Source organism: Coleofasciculus sp. A1-SPW-01 (genome assembly GCF_040217205.1).
GTDB lineage: Bacteria > Cyanobacteriota > Cyanobacteriia > Cyanobacteriales > Coleofasciculaceae > Coleofasciculus > Coleofasciculus chthonoplastes_A.
In genome coordinates, this window is record NZ_JAVJNP010000055.1 from 1 (window position 1) to 16,530 (window position 16,530).

Annotated in this window: 16 protein-coding genes and 2 pseudogenes; 9 read left to right on the forward strand and 9 right to left on the reverse strand. The window is 45.9% G+C overall.

Going from position 1 to position 16,530, the window contains the following annotated elements:
- Nucleotides 1–456 precede the first annotated feature (456 nt).
- Nucleotides 457–1,998 (forward strand): DUF3084 domain-containing protein, encoded by a 1,542-nt coding sequence (locus RH949_RS09295; RefSeq protein ID WP_446352671.1) that lies wholly within the window; start codon nucleotides 457–459, stop codon nucleotides 1,996–1,998.
- A gap of 181 nt (nucleotides 1,999–2,179) precedes the next feature.
- Here RH949_RS09295 and RH949_RS09300 read toward each other — a convergent pair whose 3' ends face one another.
- The 4 genes from RH949_RS09300 to RH949_RS09315 all read right to left on the reverse strand — a co-directional run bounded on the left by RH949_RS09300 (nucleotide 2,180) and on the right by RH949_RS09315 (nucleotide 5,298).
- The gene (locus tag RH949_RS09300; RefSeq protein ID WP_006097968.1) at nucleotides 2,180–2,809 is read right to left on the reverse strand and encodes a pentapeptide repeat-containing protein; all 630 of its coding nucleotides are present in this window, start codon (nucleotides 2,807–2,809) and stop codon (nucleotides 2,180–2,182) included.
- 192 nt (nucleotides 2,810–3,001) lie between these two features.
- Nucleotides 3,002–4,294 (reverse strand): recombinase family protein, encoded by a 1,293-nt coding sequence (locus RH949_RS09305; protein ID WP_006097832.1) that lies wholly within the window; start codon nucleotides 4,292–4,294, stop codon nucleotides 3,002–3,004.
- A 176-nt stretch (nucleotides 4,295–4,470) separates the two neighbouring features.
- Nucleotides 4,471–4,833: a VOC family protein gene (locus RH949_RS09310; RefSeq protein WP_446352662.1), complete on the reverse strand. Its 363-nt coding sequence runs from the start codon at nucleotides 4,831–4,833 to the stop codon at nucleotides 4,471–4,473.
- A 186-nt stretch (nucleotides 4,834–5,019) separates the two neighbouring features.
- Nucleotides 5,020–5,298, reverse strand: coding sequence for a helix-turn-helix transcriptional regulator (locus RH949_RS09315; RefSeq protein WP_446352663.1), 279 nt, complete (start codon nucleotides 5,296–5,298; stop codon nucleotides 5,020–5,022).
- A 34-nt stretch (nucleotides 5,299–5,332) separates the two neighbouring features.
- Between RH949_RS09315 and RH949_RS09320 the strand changes: the two genes are divergently transcribed.
- The 3 genes from RH949_RS09320 to RH949_RS09330 all read left to right on the forward strand — a co-directional run bounded on the left by RH949_RS09320 (nucleotide 5,333) and on the right by RH949_RS09330 (nucleotide 8,036).
- Nucleotides 5,333–5,554 carry a hypothetical protein gene (locus RH949_RS09320; protein ID WP_446352664.1) on the forward strand — a complete coding sequence of 74 codons (222 nt, stop codon included), beginning with the start codon at nucleotides 5,333–5,335 and terminating at the stop codon, nucleotides 5,552–5,554.
- Nucleotides 5,555–5,767: 213 nt separating this feature from the next.
- On the forward strand, nucleotides 5,768–6,142 hold the full coding sequence (locus tag RH949_RS09325; RefSeq protein WP_446352665.1) for a hypothetical protein: 375 nt from the start codon (nucleotides 5,768–5,770) through the stop codon (nucleotides 6,140–6,142).
- Between the two features lie 421 nt (nucleotides 6,143–6,563).
- Nucleotides 6,564–8,036 (forward strand): aldehyde dehydrogenase family protein, encoded by a 1,473-nt coding sequence (locus tag RH949_RS09330; RefSeq protein ID WP_006098251.1) that lies wholly within the window; start codon nucleotides 6,564–6,566, stop codon nucleotides 8,034–8,036.
- Between the two features lie 182 nt (nucleotides 8,037–8,218).
- Here RH949_RS09330 and RH949_RS09335 read toward each other — a convergent pair.
- Together RH949_RS09335 and RH949_RS09340 are read right to left on the reverse strand one after the other, a co-directional pair.
- Nucleotides 8,219–8,470: pseudogene (locus tag RH949_RS09335) on the reverse strand (HNH endonuclease); the annotation flags it as partial.
- Nucleotides 8,471–8,680, reverse strand: a complete 210-nt coding sequence (locus RH949_RS09340; protein ID WP_006098052.1) for a hypothetical protein — start codon at nucleotides 8,678–8,680, stop codon at nucleotides 8,471–8,473.
- 394 nt (nucleotides 8,681–9,074) lie between these two features.
- On the opposite strand from RH949_RS09340, the gene RH949_RS09345 reads away from it, so the two are divergent.
- The 5 genes from RH949_RS09345 to RH949_RS09365 all read left to right on the forward strand — a co-directional run bounded on the left by RH949_RS09345 (nucleotide 9,075) and on the right by RH949_RS09365 (nucleotide 15,056).
- Nucleotides 9,075–9,680 (forward strand): Uma2 family endonuclease, encoded by a 606-nt coding sequence (locus tag RH949_RS09345; RefSeq protein WP_006097969.1) that lies wholly within the window; start codon nucleotides 9,075–9,077, stop codon nucleotides 9,678–9,680.
- A gap of 142 nt (nucleotides 9,681–9,822) precedes the next feature.
- Complete coding sequence (locus tag RH949_RS09350) at nucleotides 9,823–12,432, forward strand: CHAT domain-containing protein (protein WP_446352666.1); 2,610 nt, start codon at nucleotides 9,823–9,825, stop codon at nucleotides 12,430–12,432.
- A 3-nt stretch (nucleotides 12,433–12,435) separates the two neighbouring features.
- Nucleotides 12,436–13,590, forward strand: a complete 1,155-nt coding sequence (locus RH949_RS09355) for an Rpn family recombination-promoting nuclease/putative transposase (RefSeq protein ID WP_446352667.1) — start codon at nucleotides 12,436–12,438, stop codon at nucleotides 13,588–13,590.
- A complete protein-coding gene (locus RH949_RS09360; RefSeq protein ID WP_446352668.1) occupies nucleotides 13,587–14,573 on the forward strand; it encodes a hypothetical protein in 987 nt (328 codons plus the stop codon). The genes RH949_RS09355 and RH949_RS09360 overlap by 4 nt, the downstream gene beginning before the upstream one ends.
- 138 nt (nucleotides 14,574–14,711) lie before the next feature.
- Entirely contained in the window at nucleotides 14,712–15,056 is a 345-nt protein-coding gene (locus RH949_RS09365; RefSeq protein WP_446352669.1) for a hypothetical protein, read from the forward strand.
- 30 nt (nucleotides 15,057–15,086) lie between these two features.
- On the opposite strand, the pseudogene RH949_RS09370 reads toward RH949_RS09365, so the two are convergent.
- From RH949_RS09370 to RH949_RS09380, 3 genes and pseudogenes are all read right to left on the reverse strand, one after another.
- A pseudogene (locus RH949_RS09370) lies at nucleotides 15,087–15,194 on the reverse strand (DUF3368 domain-containing protein); the annotation flags it as partial.
- Nucleotides 15,195–15,245: 51 nt separating this feature from the next.
- Entirely contained in the window at nucleotides 15,246–15,380 is a 135-nt protein-coding gene (locus tag RH949_RS09375) for a hypothetical protein (RefSeq protein ID WP_006098173.1), read from the reverse strand.
- Between the two features lie 83 nt (nucleotides 15,381–15,463).
- Nucleotides 15,464–16,372: an efflux RND transporter permease subunit gene (locus RH949_RS09380; protein ID WP_446352670.1), complete on the reverse strand. Its 909-nt coding sequence runs from the start codon at nucleotides 16,370–16,372 to the stop codon at nucleotides 15,464–15,466.
- Nucleotides 16,373–16,530 lie beyond the last annotated feature (158 nt).

Here is a 16,530-nt window from a genome sequence, read left to right on the forward strand (position 1 = left end):
TTAAGGCTGATATCGAGCGACAATGCCGGGTATCAGCCAAGCGTAAGCGTTAACGGTTATCGACCAAAAGTTACACCGTGGACTTATACCAAGGCAGAATTACTGATGGGTAGGTTTGTCTAGGTTTTTAGAAGCGGTTAAAACGGCTGTCAGTCCAATGTGCTTGAGTTGCATGGTAGATATCCTTGATATATCGCTTTCAATGGCATCTATCTCTGAAGATTGAGAGCTTATGCACAATTTGAGCAAAAATGCAGAGGAGCAGGGGTGCAGAGGTGCGGGGAAGCCGGGGAAGCCTGTAGAGACGCGCCATGGCGCGTCTGGAAGCCGGGGAAGCCGGGGAAGACTCCGGAGAGACGAATTGTCTCGGCGGAACCATGAACCATGAACCCAAAAAAAATATATAATCCGCCTCAGCCATAAGATAGGCTGTATCTGGACAGACGTAGCATCGTGATGACCAGCGCTTATATCCTGATCGTGGCAATATTACTGTTGGGAGGAGTCCTCGCAACTTTAGGCGATCGCATTGGTACGAAAGTTGGCAAGGCGCGGCTGAGTTTATTTAACTTACGTCCTCGTAAAACGGCGACGGTGGTCACGATTATGACGGGATGTTTGATTTCTGCCTCAACCTTAGGTATTCTCTTCGGTCTGAGTGAATCCCTGCGGGAAGGGGTGTTTCAATTAGATAACATTCTGCGACAACTTAGACATGCGCGTCGGGATGTGGAAGTTGTTAATGCCCAGAAACAACAAGTAGAGGGCGAACTGGCTAAAACTAGAGCCGAGCAAGCCAAAGTACAACAGCGTCTGGATGAACTGAACAGCAATTTCCAGAAGGCTCAAGCTCAACTGCGAGATATCTCAAAACAGGCAAGTAATCTACGTTCAGAAATTCAGTCACTCTTGGCTGAACGTGGGCAGTTAATTGAGCAACGGAATCAACTGAGGGCAGACATTAGCCAGCTTAAAGAGTTAGTGGCTCAACGGGATCAGGAACTGGAGGAAACCAGCCAGCAACTGGCGCTAAAAAACCAGGAACTTGAGCAGAGAAATCAGCAACTGAGAGAAAAAGAGCAGGAACTCGCCCAAAAAGATAACGTGATTGAAACCATGGCTGAACGGGAAGCCCGTCTTCAGGAGGCGATCGCCCAACGGGAAGCCCGTCTTCAAGAACTGCAAGCCGAACTCCAAGAGGCGATCGCCCAACGGGAAGTTCGCTTAGCTCAACTGGAAGAGGAACTTGCCCAACGGGAACTCCTCATCGCCCAACGTAACAAACAACTCCAAGAGCAAGAACAACAACTGGCATTTTTAGAACGGCAAGTCGATATTCTGGAGCAGTATTATCAGAACTATCAAGCCCTGCGTCAGGGCAATGTGGCAATTTTGCGCGGTCAAGTGCTGGCATTTGGGGTGGTGCGTATTGTTGAACCGTCAGCCGCATCTGAGGCGGTTGATCAACTCCTGCGGGAAGCCAATCGAACCGCCACGGAAATTATTTTGCCCGGATCTGAGGAACCGAAGGAACCCCTGATTCAAATTACAAAAGCCCAAGCCGAACAGTTAATTGAGCAAATTCAAGATGGTGAAGACTATGTGGTGCGAATTCTCTCCGCCGGAAACTATGTGGTTGGCGAAAAACCGATTCAAGCCTTTGCCGATGCAGCGCTCAATCAAATGGTGTTTGAACCGGGGGAGGTGTTAGCCGCTGTTTCTATCGATACTTCAACCTTGACAAATAAGGCACTGCAACAGCGCATTGACCAGTTACTTGCCGCCTCTCAGTTTCGCGCCCGTCGCGCTGGAGTCCTCGGTTCGATTCAAGTTGCCGATGGTGATCCGTCTACCCTGATTCGCTTTATAGAACAGTTAGCCGAATCTGAGCAACCTCTGGCGGTGAGAGCGATCGCCCAAGACCAAACCTCTACAGCCGGACCATTGAAAATGCAGTTAGTCGCGATTCAGAATGGACAAATCGTTTTTAGCACTTAAGCACCCTTGCTCCCCCAGCTTGCCCAGCTTCCCCAGCTTCCCCAGCTTCCCCAGCTTCCCCAGCTCCCCCAGCTTCCCCAGCTTCCCCAGCTTCCCCAGCTCCCCCAGCTTCCCCCGCTTCCCCCGCTTCCCCCGCTTCCCCCGCTCCCCCTCACCACAACACTTATTCAGCAGACCTTACTTATTGATGCATCTTGCCATCTGGCAAAACCGCGCCTGTGAGTATGGCGGCTTTAAAATTAGCCCCCATAACAATTGCCCCGCGCAGATCAGCAACCATCAAAATTGCCTTGGATACATCAGCGCGAATCAAACAAGCTTGAGAGAGATCAGCACCCCTCATATCAGCCCCTTGTAGGATTGCTCCAATTAAATCTGCATTCTTTAAGCTTGCCCAATGTAAAATAGCCTGATGCAGCATCGCGCCGTGTAAATCAGCTTGATAAAGACAGGCTTGGGCAAGATTGGCAAACATCAAGCTAGCTTCCCGCAGATGCGCTTCTGTCAAATTCGCACGTTTTAAGTTACATTCAATCAACGTGGCTCTGACTAACTCAGCCGCCGTTAAATTGGCATCGTTGAGTTCAGCTTTGCTTAAATTAGCGACGCTTAAGTTGGCTTGACTCAAATTGGCTTCGCTCAGGTTCGATCCTTTTAAACTAGCGCCACTGAGATTAGCACCACTCAAGTCGCTGCGCCTCAGATTCGCCCCATTGAGAATTGCTTCAGTCAGATAGGCTCCCCGGAGTTTAACTCCCTCAAAATCTCGCTCTCCGGCAGCATAACCCTTTAGCAATTCAGCAGCATCCATAAAAATTCCCAGGTCTTAGCCTCTCGCTAACGTTCTAATTCATCAGTGGTTTGAGGCAGTTGCACCTGGTTGGGATGGGATTATCCATTTACCCCCTATGAATGGAATAATCAGGATAACTTACATGAGTCACGATATGCACCCAAGCTAGATATCATACTCTATTCGGACTCCTGTATGATACCGTTTTTGTCAAAAGATAAAAATCAGTTGAAGCCGCCACTCTTTACCCTGGCGAATGAGTTGGACTTGTCGAATAAATTCTCGAAAGTAAAATCGGCGTTCAGATTCCGATAAATCTGACCAGAATTGGGGAATGGATACGGTTTGTGCGATCGCGCCTAAATTCACGGGGGGTAGGGAAGCAAGCTGGGAAAGGAGTTGAGACTGTTCGGTGCGAAGCTTATAGGCGCGAAGCTGGGCGGTTTCGGTATCCAGAACACCTGTGGCGGTTAAGTGGTTAAGCTGGTCTAATACCCCTTTTTGCTCAGCAATTTTGCTCTTGAGAGATTGCTTGACCTCATCCAAGTTGGGCAGGTTTATCCCGGCTACGGCACGGGGCAACTCTTGACAAATGGTTTGAATTGTGAAATCTAAAACCTGTTGGTAGGGAATCGCACGGCATTTAGGGCGCTGGGGACAGTTAACCGGACGCAGATAAAGATATTCCCAGGTTTGGCGGGGGCGAGTGACACTGGTAACACTCATCTGAGATTGACACTCACCACAGACAACTAAACCCGCTAAGGAACGCGGGGCGCTGGCGGTTCGAGACGGGAGGCGACGGTTGCGACGCAGCAAACGGTCAATTTGGGCGGCTTCTTCGCGGTTGAGAATTGGGCTATGGGTGTCACAGATCACTTCTCCGTTGCGATAGGCGAGATCACCCCGATAGACAGGGCTGGTTAACCAACGTTTACCTGTTGCCACGGAAATTTTTTTACTATACTTTTTTTCCAGGTACCGCACCGCACCGCGTAATGAGCCGTACAGCAGAAATTGGTCAAAAAAATCCTTGACTAAGGGCGCGGTACTGCGATCTAGAATATAGCGGTCTTTGCCCCGTCGGTAGCCGTAGGGGGCTTTTCCCGGTGGGGGTAAGGCATTGAGGCGATTACGGGCATGTCCTTGACGCAGGCGGCGAGAACTGGCTTCTTGCTGGACTTCACTGAGGAGTTGGAGTAAGTTGGTTTGGGAGTTGGAGTCATGGGAACAGTAGGATTGTTCGGTTGCCATAACAATGACGCCTAGGGCTTGGATTTGAGTGAGGCGATCGCTCACTTGGGTAATAGAGTCGCCTAGTTCTTCTAAACGGCGGATCAGCAGATAATCAGTCGGTTCAGTTTGACAGTCAGCGAGGAGTTGTCGCCACTGTTGACGCCCACCCAAATCTTGATAGACGTGATCCACCTCCCACCCCCAGATAACTGGATCTGGAGGAGATTCTAAGAGAGGATCAGTATAGATGTAGGCGACGATTCGCATTGTTGACCCTTCACGACTTTCGAGGGAACCTGGTGTTGCATTTTGACTGTGTAGGGGCGGGTTTAGGGATTTTCGTTTCACTATCGATGATCACGTTTGTTCAAAACCCGCCCTGACCGATCCTGTGCTTAAGGAAACCGGGTTTTGAATAACGACGAATGACAAAGGACATAAAACTAAACTTGACTGAGTTCAATAATGTTACCATCGGGGTCTTGAGTGAACAAAGCCGCACGACCCGATGCACTCATTTGGATCGGGCAGTTATGTTCCAATAGCTTGGTTTTGGCGTCATCTAAGTTAGCAATCGAGAAGGCGACGTGAGGATTGCGCCCCCATTTTTCCGGGTTTTGCAGGTGAGTTGAGAGCGTGGTGTCAACGATGAGGTGGAGTTGAACATCGCCAATCTGATACCAGACACCTGGATATTTTAGCGATCGCTCGACTTTCGATAACCCTAAGATGTTGCCATAAAAGTGTTCGGCTCTCTCCAGGTTAGAGACGAGAATAGCTGTATGGAGACATTGGGTAATTTGCATGGCGAGTTAGCTGTTGAATGGGATTCTAGCTTTCATCGAAAATTAGGGTTGGTAAGGGGGCGAATGGAAATCCCTGTCATTTATGTATGGGGAGGATCTTGCCCCCAAAAGCTAAAGTCAGAATCGAGCTGACTGCATCTCTAGTTTGTAGTCCATTTTAATGGACTTGAGCTTTTAGCCGGAAATTTATTTCCTGGCGTCCAAGTTGTTGGTATGATTATCCGCCGATTGAGATTTAGGTATGCCAAACTCGTCTGGCATATCCTCCAAACTCCATTTCAGCAGCCGACACAGCGCTTTAACTTCACGGGGAGTCATCTTTGGCTCATATATGCCTGTTTCCCAGTTGCTAATGGTTTGATCCGTCTTTCCTAGAGCTAGGGCAATATCTCTTTGAGTTAAGCCTAGTTCCTCTCGCCGTTTTCTTAAGCGTGACTCTCGATCTTGCTGTCGTTCTTCCTTCATGTTTAGCCAAACAACCTACAACGAGGAAAATCTCATGAGTTACAAGGATCAACTCAAACCCTGGTGCATCGTTCATCGCCTTCCCAAACTGCAAAACGCGATTATCCTGCGCTGTCGCCGTCGCAGTGATGCCGAAGCCTACCTGCGTATCTTTCAAGCCAATAATCCTACAGGTAGTTATCAAATTGTATTTGACGTCACCCCAGAAGCCACAGCAAATCAGCGCCTAATCCTGAAATCTTACCCCAACAGTTAATCATCAGATCCCCCAAACTCCCCATAACCCATGTTTGGACGAAGGGCGGGTTTTGCCTTTGAAGTTATCGGTAGATACCAAAATTAAACGGCTAAACCCGCCCCTACAACTGACATGCCATGGCATATTTCTACCTATTGCGATCGCTAACTCTAGTTACTAGACCGATGTTTTAGGGGGATCGAAAACTTACAAACTCAACTAACTGGTATCATGACACCTTTATTTCGCCACCTCCAACCCGCCCAGAAATTCCGCATCAGCCTCGCCACGATCGCGAAATTCCTAAAAATCCCTAAACACCTAATCGTGCGTGTGGAGTCCTGGGCATATATCGTCTTTGTTCATCGCCGCGACAAAGGCGGACAATTCATCAGTTATCGCCAATTACGCCAGTGGTTCAACGCGATCGCCTGCCAAATTCAACACTGCACCACCTGCCAACAACTGCGGCAATTGTGGCTTTTAATTGAGAGTGATCGCAAACGGCATCATAAACAATACAATCACCAGCATATCTCCTGGTTGTTTAATCTCTGGACACAGCACTGGCAAAGGTTTGGACAGGAAAAACCGATGATCCCCTAACCTGGAGACGCTTGCATCGCGATATCCTTGGAGAAAGCATCCATCTGGGAACCTGCGATCGCGGATTCTGTTCACCTCCTCAAGATTTTTGTACATAAAAATTAATCTTTACGAAAGCAAATACATCGATTTTTTTGACATAATTAAAACTTGAAACTTAGACGCTAAAGTAAACTTCAACTTAAAAAACTATGGACTCTAGATTATCAGGCGATCATGGATTCCTGGATGACAGACAACAGCTTGTTTTACATAAGTTAATAATATTTAATCTATAACTTTAGATAGATAAAACTGGAGCGTTATGTTTCTAAGGTTGTAGGACAAGTGAATGGAGACGGTCATAGATAGAGAATTGGTAGAAACTAATGCATGACCACAATCCTATTGCTTTTTGCAGTAAGAACGAAAGGAGAATTTGATGGTAACCGCCACAGCACCAGAACAAAATGTGAAAATCGGTCCGACTCAGTTGTTAATTAACAACGAATGGGTGGAAAGCGCCACAGGTCGCCGATTTGAGACGATCAATCCCGCCACAGGAGAGGTTATCTGTGATGTGGCTGAAGCAGACGCCCCCGATGTAGATAGGGCGGTGCAAGCAGCGCGGGCAGCATTTGAGAGTGGGGAATGGCGCACCATGTCCGCCAGTAGTCGGGGACGATTACTCTATAAACTGGCAGATTTAATTGAACAGAACAAAGAAGAACTGGCACGCTTAGAAAGCCTTGATAACGGCAAACCTCTAGGTGAGTCAATGAATGGTGACTTGCCATTAACCATTGCTTGCTACCGTTATTATGCAGGTTGGGCAGATAAGATTGAGGGCAAAACCATCCCGATTAATGGTCCTTACTTCTGCTATACGCGACACGAACCTGTGGGAGTTGTGGGTCAAATTATTCCCTGGAACTTCCCCTTGTTAATGCAAGCCTGGAAACTCGCACCAGCATTGGCGGCTGGTAATACAGTAATTCTGAAAGTAGCAGAACAAACACCCCTAACCGCATTGCGAGTCGGTGAACTGATTCTGGAAGCGGGTTTTCCTCCGGGCGTTGTGAATATTCTACCCGGTTATGGACCCACAGCCGGAGGTGCGATCGCGTCTCATCCCGATATCAATAAATTAGCCTTTACGGGTTCAACAGAGGTGGGACATTTGGTTATGGAACAAGCCGCCAAAACCAACCTCAAGCGCGTCACCTTAGAATTGGGCGGTAAGAGTCCCAATATCGTCTTTGCTGACGCTGATATGGATGCGGCGATTGAAGGTGTCCATCACGGTCTATTTTTCAACCAAGGTCAATGTTGTAATGCGGGTTCACGAGTATTTGTAGAAGAAAAATGCTACGACGAGTTTGTGGCTAAATGTGTAGAACGGGCAAAACAGCGCACCGTCGGTGATCCTTTTGATGCCAAAACCAAGCAAGGACCCCAAGTGGATCAGGCTCAATTTGATAAAATCATGAGCTATATTGAAGCCGGACAGCGAGAAGGGGCAAAAATGCTGTGTGGCGGAAATCGAATTGGCGATCGCGGCTTCTTTGTTGAACCGACTGTCTTTGCTGATGTTGATAACTCCATGAAGATTGCCCAAGAGGAAATCTTTGGTCCGGTGATGAGCATTATTAAGTTTAAAGACATCGATGAAGCGATTCGTCTGGGAAACACCACTATGTACGGACTCGCCGCAGGAGTGTGGACAAAAGACATAGCTAAAGCCCACGCGATCGCTCATAATGTGCGTGCAGGTACAGTTTGGGTCAATTGCTACCATGTCTTTGACGCGGCTGCACCCTTTGGTGGATTTAAACAGTCTGGCATAGGTCGCGAATTAGGTGAGTATTGTTTAGAGAATTACACTGAAGTGAAAACCGTGACCGTGCAACTGTAGGCGACAATATCATAGCAGTGGGATGGGGGAGTGGTTAGTTGATTAAAAATTAATGATTCCCCTATCTCTACCTGAGTTAAAAGTAAAAAACTCTTGTCACCTTTTTGATAGATAAGTAGTTACAAGTAGTTGTAAAAACAGACAGGATTAAAGATTACAAAAAGGGGAATAAGCGTACTAAAAGGATTAAAAATGGAGACAACTTCACCCGTTTCCGAGTCCTCAAGCTTTTGCCGTGCCCCTTTGCGAAGTGAGCAGGAGACACAAGCAAGAGCCAAGTTTTCAGCAATTGTCTCGCCACCAGCTACGACAGGAACAATGTGGTCGATATGGAAAGTAGCTACTTGACCAATTTGTGATATACCGCAATATTCACAGCGGTTATCTGCTCTTTGAATGACTAATCGGCGGAGGGAAGCTGGAATTGTTGCCATCTATGCTTGCTTCATCACCCGTGTTGATTGCAAACGCAGTAGAGATAAAAATTCCACAAGTTCAACCAGTCCTTCTGCTTCCTGTCGTTCTGCCTGAGACAGGGTATAGCCCTCATCCTGACGATCCAACAAAAATTGTAGGCGTGCGTGAACCGCTTGGGGAAGCTGGAATCGGGTTAGTTCAATAGGAATTTCGACGATTTCGGGCATAGAGCTGCACTATTCTTTTGGAGGATGCCAAAGTGAGCTATGGCTATTGTATCACATTAGGAAACCTAACATACTCCCACAGTTCAGAGCATCTTTTGCGCCGTCGCCGGAGAATACCGCTGATTAAGCGCCACTCTCACCGCTGCGGTATGCTGATATTTTAACCCTAAGCTGCGGTAAGCTGTTCGGCATTTAAACCATAATGTCAATAATGGAGAAATCCTTGCCGTAGTGCGTTAAGCGAAGCCATGCCGCAGGCTTTGCATCTTGCTCGCTACATTGAGCATCTTGCTCGCTACCTATTCCCAATTTAAATGCATAACAGCTTAGGCAACAATGGGTAGTTAACCGGGATTTGGTATAATAAATTGTCAATATACTCAGAGGTTAACGTATGGTTTATACGTCATCTCAACTGCTAATTTTCGAGGAATTTATCGCCCACTATAGCAACAATACTCGCTATGAATTAGCGGATGGAGAGTTAATTGACATGGAACCAACGGGACCTCATGAAACAGTCGCGGGAAAATTAGCCAGTAAACTGAGTATTGAGTTAGAACGACAAGGACATCCCTGGTTTATTCCGCGCACTTGTATTGTTAGACCTTTTACAGATGCAGCTACGGCGCGTCGTCCTGATGTCGTGGTTTTAGATGAAACTGCATTAGTGAATGAGCCGTTATGGGAGCGAGAACCTGTGATTACGTTGGGAACTTCGATTAAATTAATTCTTGAAGTAGTAAGTACAAATTGGGAGACAGATTATGCTCGTAAAGTTGAAGAATATGCCTTGTTGGGTATTCCCGAATATTGGATTGTTGATTATCGAGGATTAGGTGGTGTTGCTTTCATTGGCAGACCCAAGCAGCCAACTATTACAGTTTGTCAGTTAGTCGGTGAAGACTATGTTCAACAGCAATATCGACTGGGAAAGTTAATTGAGTCACGAATGTTACCCAGGTTAGCATTTAAACTTGATGATGTGCTGCCCAGATGAGGTTGTGCGATTAACTTTATGTCCCCAAAGAGGTTAACGGGTCAACATGGGTAAAGGATTTAGTACAAAGAGAATAAGCCGCCAAACTTATTTAAAGTTCATAGAAAAAGTTTTACGAGTAACTTTTAACAGTAAAGGTAACTTGAATGTCATTTATCCCTTGCTACAAGTAAATCTGGATAAGCTAGATGATAATTTTGCTCAACTGTTGCGGAGTTGGGCGAAGACTGCACTATCACGAGCTTCTTTTCGAGAAGCACAAGATATTGCCGCTAGCCTTGGTGAATTCAGCAACTTAATTGCAAAGTTTCCGTTAGGTAGCAAGGCAATAAATCTGGAAATCGTCATTGCAGGATACGAAGCAGCGCTCAAAGTTTTTACTCGCGACTCATTTCCAGTGCAATGGGCTACAACTCGGTGCAATCTGGGTGCTACCTACTGCGAACGGATTCTGGGGGACTCAACGCAGAATATAGAGGACGCGATCGCTTCTTGTGAATTGGCTCTACAAGTCCAGAACCCTGAAGCTCAAGATTGGGCACTAACTCAAAACACCCTAGGTGTTGCCTATCGGGAGCGGATTTTAGGGGATCGGGTAGAAAATATAGAGAACGCGATCAATGCCTATCAAGCTGCACTACAGGTGTACAAAAAGAAGTCGTTCCCAGAACAATGGGCGATGGCTCAAACTAATTTAGGCAATGCTTACTGCAAGCGAATTAAAGGAGAGAAGTTAGAAAACATAGAGAAAGCAATTGTTGCCTACCAATTTGCTTTACAATTCTACACTAAAGAAAAAGAAGCGTTTCTCCAAGATTGGGTAGGAGTCTACAATAACTTAGGCAATGCATACCAAGAAAAGAATATAGAAGATGCACTCACGGCTTACCAAACTGCCTTGCAAAGTTGTTCCCAAAAGACGCTTCCAGAAAAATGGGCTGACATCCAAAATAATCTTGGTAATAGTTTCTGTAAGCGAATTCAGGGAGACCGAGAACAAAATCTAGACAACGCGATCAATGCTTATCAAGCTGCCCTACAAGTTCGCACTCAAGATGCCTTCCCCCAAAACCATGCTCAGACATTATTCCATTTAGGTATTGCTTACCAAAACGCCGAACAGCTTATTAAAGCTTACACAAGCTTTAATCGTGCCATTGAAACCGTGGAGTTTTTGCGGGGCGAAATTGTTTCTGGCGATGAAAGCAAACGCAAACAAGCCGAAATATGGAACCCGCTTTACCGCTGCATGGTAGAGGTTTGCCTGGAATTAGACAATATCACTGAAGCCATAGAATATGCTGAACGGAGTAAAACCCGCAACTTAGTTGAACTGATTCTTGAGCGCGATCTCAAAACCATCTTTCCCTCAAAAGTTGTCACTCAACTCGAACAACTTCGAGATGAAATCACCAGGGATCAATATCAACTCCAGAATGGCAAAGCCGAAAACCCAAAAGCCCTCGGGCAATATCTACGGCAATTACGACAACAGCGTAACGACTTACAAAACCGCTATCTACCCATTGGTTCTGGTTTCAAGCTTGACCAATTCCAGGCAACTTTGGATGAGCATACTACTGTTGTTGAGTGGTACATCACCACTACAGGTTTGGAAACATTTATTATTACCCGAAATAGTCTGCGACGGTTGAAGATAGCTAACGCAGCCAAGCAGAGAGATGCTGTTGTAGATTGGGTTATAGACTATCTAAAGGCGTATGATCAGGCAAACCATGAGTGGAAAAATAGTCTCGCTTCTCGTCTCATTCATCTGGCTGAGATTCTGTATTTAGACGACATTCTCACGCTAGTACCAAAGACTTGTTCGCGCTTGGTTCTGATTCCTCATACATTTCTGCATCTACTTCCTATTCAAGCCTTGCCCTTATCTCAAAACGGCAGAACAGTTTGCTTACTCGATTGCTTCCCCAACGGTGTCAGCTACGCACCCAGTTGTCAACTCTTGCTCCAAGCACAAAAACGAAAACGTCCCAATTTTACCCACCTATTTGCCATCCAAAACCCCACAAACGACCTTGCCTATACCGATTTGGAAGTTCAAGCCATCACAGACTACTTTAACCCCGTTAATATCCTCGAAAAAGAAACCGCAACATTAACAGCTATCAATGACACAAACTTGAACACAATCCACTGCGCCCACTTTAGCTGTCACGGCTACTTTAACTTAGATAATCCCCGCAAATCTGCTCTCATCTTGGCAAATGCACCCCTAACTACCGCACCCATCAACCCAGACACAGAACGTTATCTTAATGTGCGCGACGGTGAAACCCATGACTTGAACCAGTGCCTCACCCTCGATGCCATCCTTAGCCTCAACTTAGAACAATGTCGCCTCGTCACCCTTTCCGCTTGCGAAACTGGATTAATTGATTTCTTCAACACCAGTGACGAATACATAGGCTTACCCAGTGGCTTCCTCATCGCGGGTTCTCCCAGTGTCGTTAGTTCCCTTTGGAGAGTGAACGACTTATCGACAGCCCTGTTGATGATTAAGTTCTATCAAAATCTCAAATCCGGCTCAACCGTCGCCGTAGCCCTCAACACTGCCCAAACCTGGCTCAGAGATGCTACAAAAGAACAATTGCAGCAGTGGGCAAGCCAACTCCCCTTGGATGATGAACAGGAACTACAATTGGATGCTTTCTTCTATAATTTACAACCGAGTAGCAAACCCTTTGAATCTCCCTACCACTGGGCAGCATTCTGTGCCATTGGTCAATAACCCGTGAAAACTGATAGCATCTTCTACAACCTGTTCCAAGCCTTTCCTAGCATCTTCTTTGAACTGATCAATCGTTCCCCTGAAGAAGCCGCTAGCTACGAATTCACCTCCCGCGAAGTCAAACAATTAGCCTTTCGCCTAGATGGTTTATTCCTACCCAAAACCAACGAACCCGACAAACCGTTCTACCTCGTGGAAGTTCAGTTTCAGCCCGACGCCTCCTTATACTACCGCCTATTTGCTGAACTCTTCCTCTTCTTAAAACAATACCAACCCCCTCACCCCTGGCAGGTTGTTGTTATCTATGCCAACCGCCCTATCGAACGAGAGCAACCCTTACATTTTGGTAACCTCTTAGCCCTAAACCAGGTGAGACGAATTTACCTCGATGAATTAGGAGAAGCTGCCGAACGCTCATTAGGGGTAGGAGTTGTTAAGCTTGTAATCGAGCCGGAAGAAACAGCCGGACAACTCGCTCGACACTTAATTGAACAAGCCCAACAACAGCTAAACGATGAAGCTGTCCAGCGTGACCTGATTAATCTCATTGAAACGATTATTGTCTACAAATTACCACAAAAAAGCCGCGAGGAGATTGCCGCCATGTTGGGATTAAGCGAACTGAAAAAGACCCGATTTTATCAAGAAGTCTTTGAAGAAGGTAAACAGGAAGGTAAGCAAGAGGCAAAATTAGAGACAGTGCTAGCATTGCTCCAGTTAGGATTAACCTCAGCTCAGATTGCTGAAGCACTCCAATTGCCTTTGGAATTAGTCCAGCAAACTGCACAACAAACAACCCGTCAAGCTATGTCATTCTCTGAACAAAATGTTGCTACTTTCATTGAACTACTAACCCATCAGCGTTCCATCTTTACCCCAGAAGACTTAGCGGAATTGGAGCAGGTAGTCGAGCCGTTGCCAAATGATATTACAGAAATATCGAAGGCATTGTCATCATGGTACAAAAAACACCCTAAAATTCGTGAAGCCCAATTAAAACTTCTCCCTAACCCTAATGATTCAGGAGAGAAAGCACCAGGTAGCAAAGAAGGCAACGTCAAAACTCCCAACTACGAACTCAATAAACAAACCCTAAAAAATGCCATTCAGCAAAGCTCCTCTTCCCAGGATTCCCAGTCATCAAACTCTGGCTCATGAAGGTTGCTAACCCAAAACTGACACTCTACGCCTTTCATCTGCGTAACAATTTAGCTCAAGGTGAAGAACAACCCGTTGATGATGCGAATCACCTGTGGGAGCAATGTCAACAATTGGGTCAAAAACTTAATGTTCCCAGACTCGAATCTCTGCTTGAGCGTCTCCAAGAGAGTAATGGCAAAATCGGGATAACTCCAAGCCGGGATAATCCAGAAAGCGACTATCTAGAATTACTCCAACCAGAGCATCTATTAAGTTTCTCCGCCATTAATAACGGTAGTTCACTCCAACTCAGAGGCGAAGTTTATCCCCTGCAAATCCACGATACCTATGCCGTTGACATTACCTTGCGCTATCCTTATCCTCATGTTGAAATTGACCAATTGGCAGGATTAAATCCCCAAGGTTGTCTACAAATTGCTCAAAGTAACTCTTTACTGGGACAAACTCTAGTACTTTTTGCCCAGCCAGAGGGTAAACTCAACGATATTCAAGCGTTTACTGATGACTGTCTGACTGCCATTTTGCCAGAGTCAAACAGAAAAAATTACTGGCTTTCTGCTCAAGGCAGATTTTTAGGCAGTCCAATTGTTGAATATAGCAATAACCAAAAGAATCCGGCTCAACCTCATATTCTCATCTGGCTCAATTGCCACCCTCAAACGGAAACCTTAGAAACAGCCGTAGATTACGGTCAACCTCTGATTAATCTACTGTGCTGTCGTAGTAAAATTCTCTATACCTACTCCGAATCTCGATGGTGCAATCAGCAGGCACGAAAGCTCTACAGACAATTAGATGGTAAAGCTAAAGGATTGAAGAACTTGCCCTTGGAGCCTACTCAAAGGCTGAAGCAACTCAAAGAATGGCTCACCGAACTTTCTCAAACTGCCTTTGACTACGCTAACCACCTGCGAGATTTAGAAATCCATCGTAACACCATTGAAACGAATAACAAAAACTATCAATTTTGGCTGGATTAGCTTAAGTTTATTAGCCTTGAAAAAGAGGATAATCTGTAATTATTGCAACAATTTATTAGCCACAATTTGGAAATATTTATTGAACAAATAAACACAGATTTATCTTGTCTTCTCCCCAGTCAGCAACTATTCCAGCAGATGATAGAGACAATCAGGGGAATTGTTGAAACAGAACAGGCTGAGAGCGATCGCGCCACAGAATCGGCAGCTCAAAAACGACAACAACGATTAGAATTGTTAATTGCCGTTGTCAGTACAGGTTTAGCTGTCAGTGGTATCTCCTCTCAAGTCACTTCTGAACCTGTAAAAACAATTATCACTAAAAATCAACCCTCGGATAGCCCTGAAGCTGTCATTCCCATTTATCTTTCCTACTACAATTTCCTTGACGTACTGTTTCACATAATCGTGGGAGTTCTCATAGCGCTTCCTGTCGGTCTGATAGTTTGGTGGATGCAAAAACGGTCAAATCGCACTCGTTAACTTCATCCGCTGACCCTAAATAGGATTGCTATAAACAGCTTGCGGAATAATGATGGTTTTATAGAATTGCCGCAATAAATCGAGCTGACCAATTGCTGCCAGATTGGTGATGGGTGAGGTATCACTGACAACAATCATAGTAAGCCCATTAACTGCAAGGTTTGAATATCCGACTGAAACTCCTCTACATCAGGATAAAAGTTCATCTCGGCGAGTCGGACCCCCAACCTCTCCTCCGCGTGAAAACCAAGCTGTACTCAGGCGAATTTCTAAATCCTCCTCATTTCCACCCAGAACAAAATCGCCAACATCGTTGGTGGTCATATATAGCAATAGACACATCGATTAGGACGTTCGGCACCATTGTAGAGACGCGCCATGGCGCGTCTCTACATAAATGATGTGTCCTAACAGCCATGGCGGTTGCTATAATAACGCGCCTGTGCCGCCAGTTGTTCTTCACTAATTCCATAAAAATCAAGCTGTTCACGTTCGGGAATCAGTTTTAAATCCGGTTGCAAGTCTCCCAAATTATCGCGCACATCGGTTGTCCCCGGTATTTGCCGCAATGCTAACTGAATATCCCCAGAAATCCGCCGCAATTCACTCAGATTGTTCCCGGTAATTTCGACTTGGATCGGGTCTTCATTTTGAGCGGCTTGTTGGCTGTTGATCACTAAAGTTGCACCGGGATAAGATGTCAGCGTCGCTTCCAGTTGGGGACGCAGTTTATCCACGTATTCAAAGGAGGTAAACTGCCGCTGTTCTTCAGGAACAAATACAGCATCAAATCCCACCAAATAGCTGGCTTGGCTGGGCTGCAATTCACCCGAACTGACTAAGGTACTGCGTCGTTTAACATATTTAATTACACTTTCAAAATAGTCTTTAGACCGTAAATGTTGACCCAAATCATCCGCTACCGCTTGTGATATTTCCAGCGTGGTTGTCGGCGGCATTTCCACATTAATACTCAAATCCCGTGCGTCGGTTTCGGGAAAAAACACCGTGGGAATTTGGGTAAAGGCAAAGACGACACAGAGAAATAAGGCAATGGTTCCCGCCGTCCACGCCCGGGCAGTGGTTTGATTACGAACGGTATGATTTAAACTCCACTGAGTAAACCGTTCCGATGCAGTTTCACTGAGTTGGTCAATGCGGGAGGTTTTATTTTCTTTGCTGACTCCAGCTAACAGAAAACGAGATAAAGGAACATCCACCAAAATCGCGATCGCAAAACTCAGCAGCAGGCAGGTAATCGCCGTAATCGGCAGCAAGCGAACAAAATTACAAATACCGCTGCCATTGCCTGCCACACATTGGTAAATAAGTTGGCTCTCCCGTACATAAGGTGATAAATTTTACTTATATGTGTAGCGATTGGCTTGATTTGAAGAAAACCTAGCTTAATCGCTTAATTAGTTGGGTTTCCTTCGTCAACCCAACCTACAAGCATTACACCGTGGGACTTTGG